This is a genomic window from Cupriavidus basilensis, from assembly GCF_029335485.1.
Taxonomy (GTDB): Bacteria; Pseudomonadota; Gammaproteobacteria; order Burkholderiales; family Burkholderiaceae; genus Cupriavidus; species Cupriavidus basilensis_E.
Genome location: NZ_JARJLM010000142.1, coordinates 1 through 5,771 on the forward strand (window position 1 = coordinate 1; position 5,771 = coordinate 5,771).

The following is a 5,771-nucleotide window of genomic DNA, read 5'->3' on the forward strand; positions in this document are numbered from 1 at the left end:
CAGGGCACGATGACGATCTTGCCCGTGACCTTGCGTGCCTCCATGTCCTTCAGGGCCTGTGGCGCCTGTTCCAGCGGATAGCGCGCAGAAATGTGCGGGCGGATCTTGCCTTCCTTCATCCAGCCCAGCATCTGCGCCATATTGGCCTGGTTGGCTTTGGGCTCGCGCCGTGCGAAGTCGCCCCAGAACACGCCTACCAGCGAGGCGCCCTTGAGCAGCGCCAGGTTCAGCGGAAGCTTGGGGATCTCGCCATTGGCGAAGCCCACCACCAGGTAGCGGCCGCGCCAGCCGATCGAGCGGAATGCCGGCTCGGCATAGATGCCGCCAACCGGGTCGTAGATCACGTCGGGGCCGCGGCCGTCGGTCAGCGCCTTGACGCGTTCGCGCAGGTCCTCGGTGCTGTAGTTGATCAGCGCGTCGGCGCCATGGTCCTTGCACACCGCCAGCTTCTCGTCGGTGGAAGCCGCGGCAATCACGCGGGCGCCGATGGCCTTGCCGATCTCGATCGCCGCCAGGCCCACGCCGCCGGCGGCGCCAAGCACCAGCATGGTCTGGCCGGCCTTGAGTTCGCCGCGGTCGATGACCGCGTGGTGCGACGTGCCGTACGTGAGGGTGAACGCCGCGGCAGTCTCGAAATCGATGCCCGGCGGCATTGGCACGACCGCACTGGCGGGTGCCTTGGCCTGCGAGGCAAAGGCACCGTTGCCGAGGTAGGCAATGACCTTGTCGCCCGGCTTGACGTGGGTCACGCCTTCGCCGATGGCGTTGACCACGCCGGCCAGTTCCGATCCGGGCGCAAACGGCAGCTGCGGCTTGGCCTGGTATTTGTTCTGGATGATGAGGACGTCCGGGAAATTCACGCCGGCCGCTTTTACGTCGATCACGACTTCGCCCGGGCCGGGCACCAGGTCGGGCAGGGTTTCGAGAACCAGCGAGTCAGGCGGGCCCCAGGCTTTGCACAGTACGGCTTTCATCATGTCTCCGGTGATATGTTCGATGCCCCGCACAAGATGACGCAAAAGGGTGCATGAATGGTGCATGCGCGCTGGATGCCAGTTGCGCCAGGCAGGCCCGGGCAAGTGTAGCGCAAAAATAGCACGATCGTTCTGTTACGTGCCGGCAAAAGGGCTGGCGCAGCGCCGCTTCGCGGCGTGGACGGGGGCGCTTGCGACAGCCTTGTCAGGTACAATCGCGCCCATGCATATCCTCCTCGCAAACGATGACGGTTACCTGGCGCCAGGGCTTGCCGCGCTGTATGCCGCGCTGGCGCCGCTGGCCCGTATCACGGTCATTGCGCCTGAGCAGAATCACAGCGGCGCCTCGAATTCGCTGACCCTGCAGCGTCCGCTGTCGGTCTTCGAGGCGCGGGAGGGCGTGCAGAAGGGTTTTCGTTTCGTCAATGGTACGCCGACCGATTGCGTGCATATCGCGCTGACCGGCCTGCTCGACGAAAAGCCCGACCTGGTGGTGTCCGGCATCAACCAGGGCCAGAACATGGGCGAGGATGTGCTGTACTCCGGCACCGTCGCCGCCGCCATCGAGGGTTTCCTGCTCGGCATTCCCGCGATCGCCTTCTCGCAGGTGGACAAGGGCTGGACGCATCTCGACGCCGCCGCCCGCGTGGCGCGCGACATTGTCGAGCGCTATATCGCCAGGCCCGCGGCCGAGCCCTTCCTGCTCAACGTCAATATTCCCAGCCTGCCGTTCGAGCATCTCCGGGGCTATCGCGCCACCCGGCTGGGCAAGCGCCATCCTTCCCAGCCGGTCATCAAACAGGTCAACCCGCGCGGCGAAACCAACTACTGGATCGGCGCCACCGGCGACGCGCGCGATGCCAGCGAGGGTACGGATTTCCACGCCACCGGCGAAGGCTTTGTTTCGCTGACGCCCTTGCAGCTCGACCTGACTCACCGCGGGCAGCTCGAACAGATCAACCAGTGGCTGGCATAAGCCCTGTCGCGCGCAGTTACCGGCCGTCATGACTTCCGACCCGCGTCGCCCAAAATTCCCGTTGCCGCTGGACGCCGTGGTCGAGCGCAAGCCCGCGCCGGCGCGCACCGCCGGCATGCCTGCCGTGGGCGGCGCGCGCAGCGTGGCGGCCGCGGCCAAAGCGCGCGCGGCGAAAGCGCCGGTACCCGTTCCCGTGGCGGCCGCCAGCGCGGTGCAGGCGCGCGCGAGCGCGGCTACCGCGGGCGGCGGCGGCATGGCGTCGGAGCGTGCGCGCGGCGCGCTGGCGGCACGGCTGCGCGCGGCCGGGATCCGCGACGAACGGGTGCTGGACGCGATCGCCACGGTGCCCCGCCATCTGTTCGTCGAACCCGGCCTGGCCTCGCAAGGCTATGAAGACGCGGCGCTGCCGATCGGCCACCACCAGACCATTTCGAAGCCGTCGGTGGTGGCGCGCATGATCGAGCTGCTGCGCGACGGCCTGGCCGCCGACGAGCCGCTGGAGCGCGTGCTGGAGATCGGCACCGGCTGTGGCTACCAGGCCGCGGTGCTGAGCCTGGTGGCACGCGAAGTGTTCTCCATCGAGCGGATCCGTCCGCTGCACGAACAGGCCAAGGCGAACTTGCGGCCGCTGCGCGTGCCAAACCTGCGCCTGCACTATGGCGACGGCATGCTGGGCCTGCCGCAGGCGGCGCCGTTCTCGTCGATTATCCTGGCGGCTGCCGGCATGGAGGTGCCGCAGGCGCTGCTGGAACAACTGGCCGTTGGCGGGCGGCTGATCGCCCCGGTGGCCGTGGCGCCCTCGCCGGGCGGGCCGGGGCAGACCGTCACGCAGCAATTATTGTTGATCGAGCGGCGTAACCGGCATCGATTTCACCGGACCGCGCTTGAAGCCGTTTTCTTTGTGCCATTAAAATCGGGCACTATCTGAGTCGAACTATGCACAATATCGTGAATACGGAACGTTTCGCCCGCGCCGGGCAGCTAGCCGCCGCCTCGTTGCTGGTCTCCCTGCTGGCAGCCTGCGCTTCCTCCCCCATGCCGGCCCCGGTCGTGGACCGTACCACCGGCGCCGGCGTTGCCAGCGTCGCGCCGCTCGAGCCGCCGCCGCCCGGGTACTATCGCGTCAAGCGAGGCGATACCCTTTATCGAATCGCGCTCGAGAATGGCCAGTCCTACCGCGATGTGGCGGCCTGGAACTCGCTCGCCAATGCCAATCAGATCGAAGTGGGCCAATTGTTGCGCGTAGTGCCGCCTGGCGCCGACGTCAACGCCGGCACCGGCGTGGCCACCATGCCGGTGGCGCCCGGCAGCGTGCAGTCGCAGCCGATCGAGCAGGCGCGTCCGGTACCCACGCCGATTCCGTCTACGGCCACGACCGGTGGCGCTTCCGCGCCGGCCGCCTCCGCTTCGGCTCCCGCCGGCGACGGTTCCATCAAGCTGGCATGGCCTGTCAGCGGCCAGCTGATCGGGCGTTTCGACGAAAAGGGCAACAAAGGCATCGATATCGCAGGCAAGAAGGGCGATACGGTGCTGGCGGCCGACGATGGCAAGGTGATTCACGTTGGCCCCTTGCGCGGCTACGGGAATCTTGTCATCATCAAACACAACGATACATATCTCACTGCATATGGCCACAACGACAAGGTGCTGGTGCAGGAGCAGGCAACGGTCCGCAAGGGGCAGAAGATTGCAGAGATGGGCAACAGTGACACCGATCGTGTGAAACTGCATTTCGAGGTACGCAAGAACGGGAAACCAGTCGATCCGATGCGGTATCTGCCGCCACAGTGAGGGTTCATGCCACGCCAGAAAACTGTCTCCACCGGAAGCACCAGCCGGGCCCGGCGTTCCAAGCAGCCGGAGTTGCAGCAGTCCGCTGGCGTGGCGCAAGCCGATGCCGAGTCCGAAGCCTACGGCCAGGACCCGGCCGCCGAAATGGTTCCCCTGACCGATGAGCCGATCACCACCGGCACGACGGTAGGATTGCGCGAGGCCGACCTGATGGTCGAGGAAGCCGAACGCCAGGCCCGCGACGAGGAAGAAGAAGAGTCCGAGGACGAAGAGGAAGGCGAGAACGGTACCGAGGCCGCCGCGCCCGATCACGACGACTTCCGTACCGTGCTGCACACCGAGCTGGCAGCCGATACCGTCCAGCACTACCTGAATCGCATCAGCATCAAGCCGTTGCTGTCGGCGCCCGAGGAGCTGCATTTCTCCACACTGGCCAAGGGCGGCGATTTCTCCGCGCGCCAGGTCATGATCGAGCGCAACCTGCGGCTGGTGGTCAGCATCGCCAAGGGTTACCTCAACCGTGGCGTGCCGCTGCTGGACCTGATCGAGGAAGGCAATCTCGGCCTGATGCACGCCATCGAGAAGTTCGATCCTTCACGCGGCTTCCGCTTTTCGACCTACGCCACCTGGTGGATCCGCCAGAGCATCGAGCGCGCCATCATGAACCAGGCGCGCACCGTGCGCCTGCCGGTCCATGTGATCCGCGAACTCAACCAGGTACTGCGCGCCAAGCGGCATCTGGAGAAGGGCGGCACCGACGGCCGCGACGCCAGCCTCGAGGACATCGCCCACCTGCTGGGCAAGACTCCCGACGAAGTGCAAGACGTGCTCGCGCTCAACGAGCACACCACCTCGCTCGACACGCCTTTCGATCTCGATCCGGGTTCCAGTCTGCTCGATTTCCTCTCGGACGAGCATAATGCCGCGCCCGACCAGGAGGTCGCGCACCGCGAGCTGGAAAACCTGATGAAACAGTGGCTGGCGCGCCTGTCGGAAAAACACCGTTACGTGGTGGAACGCCGCTTCGGTCTCAATCATATCGAGCCAGCCACGCTGGAAGAACTTGCCGAGGAAATGGGGCTGACGCGCGAGCGCGTGCGCCAGATCCAGCAAGAGGCGCTGGTCAAGCTCAAACGCCATTTTGCTTCGCAAGGCGTGCGCAAGGACGCTGTTCTATGACACCTGTGCTGGTATTCGACATCGAGACGATTCCCGATGTCGATGGTTTGCGTCGTCTGCATGACCATCCCGATTCGATGAGCGACGCCGAGGTCGCCGAGCATGCCTTCGCGGCCCGCCGCGAGAAAAACGGCAGCGATTTCCTGCCGCATTACCTGCAGCGCGTGGCCGCCATTTCCTGCGTGCTGCGCCGTAACCATCGCGACGGCAGCCCGGTTTTCCATGTGGGCTCGCTGGGCACGCCGGAAGACGGCGAAGCGGTGCTGATCCAGAAATTCTACGACCTGGTGGCGCGCTATTCGCCGCAGATCGTGTCGTGGAACGGCGGCGGCTTCGATCTCCCCGTGCTGCACTACCGCGGGCTGGTGCATGGCATCGTGGCGCCGCGCTACTGGGAAATGGGCGAAGGCAGCGAATCCGACAGCCGCGATTTCAAGTGGAACAACTACATCAGCCGCTACCACATGCGGCACCTGGACCTGATGGACCTGCTGGCGATGTACCAGCCGCGCGCCAGCGCGCCGCTGGACGATCTCGCCAAGCTGTGCGGCTTTCCCGGTAAGATGGGGATGGATGGCAGCAAGGTCTGGCAGGCCTACCAGGACGGCCAGCTGGGCGCAATCCGCGATTACTGCGAGACCGATGTCGTCAACACCTACCTGGTGTACTGCCGTTTCCAGCTGATGCGCGGCGGGCTCACGCCGAAACAGTTCGATACGGAAGTCGAATTCGTGCAGGAATCGCTGGCCGAACTGCCGGGCGAGCAGTGGATGGAGTATCTCCGCGCGTTCCGCATCAAGCCGGTCCATACCGGCGGCGATGACGACGAAGAACCCGAGATCTGAGATCCG

6 protein-coding genes are annotated in these 5,771 nt (G+C 65.6%); 5 read left to right on the top strand and 1 reads right to left on the bottom strand.

Translation table 11 applies throughout. The features are described from left to right. A partial coding sequence (locus P3W85_RS08155; protein WP_276264400.1) for an NADPH:quinone oxidoreductase family protein occupies nt 1–974 on the bottom strand: 974 nt, incomplete at its 3' end. A gap of 223 nt (nt 975–1,197) precedes the next feature. On the opposite strand from P3W85_RS08155, the gene surE reads away from it, so the two are divergent. Genes surE through P3W85_RS08180 form a run of 5 tightly spaced genes read left to right on the top strand, consistent with a single transcriptional unit; the run spans nt 1,198 to nt 5,765 of the window. Beyond that, entirely contained in the window at nt 1,198–1,950 is a 753-nt protein-coding gene (gene surE / locus P3W85_RS08160) for a 5'/3'-nucleotidase SurE (RefSeq protein ID WP_276264401.1), read from the top strand. A 28-nt stretch (nt 1,951–1,978) separates the two neighbouring features. Further along, nucleotides 1,979–2,878: a protein-L-isoaspartate(D-aspartate) O-methyltransferase gene (locus tag P3W85_RS08165; RefSeq protein WP_276264402.1), complete on the top strand. Its 900-nt coding sequence runs from the start codon at nt 1,979–1,981 to the stop codon at nt 2,876–2,878. An 8-nt stretch (nt 2,879–2,886) separates the two neighbouring features. Then, on the top strand, nt 2,887–3,741 hold the full coding sequence (locus P3W85_RS08170; protein WP_276264403.1) for a peptidoglycan DD-metalloendopeptidase family protein: 855 nt from the start codon (nt 2,887–2,889) through the stop codon (nt 3,739–3,741). A gap of 6 nt (nt 3,742–3,747) precedes the next feature. Further along, nucleotides 3,748–4,920, top strand: coding sequence for an RNA polymerase sigma factor RpoS (gene rpoS / locus P3W85_RS08175; RefSeq protein ID WP_035811461.1), 1,173 nt, complete (start codon nt 3,748–3,750; stop codon nt 4,918–4,920). Continuing rightward, nucleotides 4,917–5,765: a 3'-5' exonuclease gene (locus P3W85_RS08180; protein ID WP_017226692.1), complete on the top strand. Its 849-nt coding sequence runs from the start codon at nt 4,917–4,919 to the stop codon at nt 5,763–5,765. Before rpoS ends, P3W85_RS08180 begins: the two co-directional genes overlap by 4 nt. Nucleotides 5,766–5,771: the final 6 nt, after the last annotated feature.

Excerpts from the sequence above, each read along its gene's own strand:
- rpoS (WP_035811461.1), top strand. The coding sequence starts at position 3,748 with ATGCCACGCCAGAAAACTGTCTCCACCGGAAGCACCAGCCGGGCCCGG.
- P3W85_RS08165 (WP_276264402.1), top strand. The coding sequence starts at position 1,979 with ATGACTTCCGACCCGCGTCGCCCAAAATTCCCGTTGCCGCTGGACGCC.
- surE (WP_276264401.1), top strand. The coding sequence starts at position 1,198 with ATGCATATCCTCCTCGCAAACGATGACGGTTACCTGGCGCCAGGGCTT.
- P3W85_RS08170 (WP_276264403.1), top strand. The coding sequence starts at position 2,887 with ATGCACAATATCGTGAATACGGAACGTTTCGCCCGCGCCGGGCAGCTA.
- P3W85_RS08180 (WP_017226692.1), top strand. The coding sequence starts at position 4,917 with ATGACACCTGTGCTGGTATTCGACATCGAGACGATTCCCGATGTCGAT.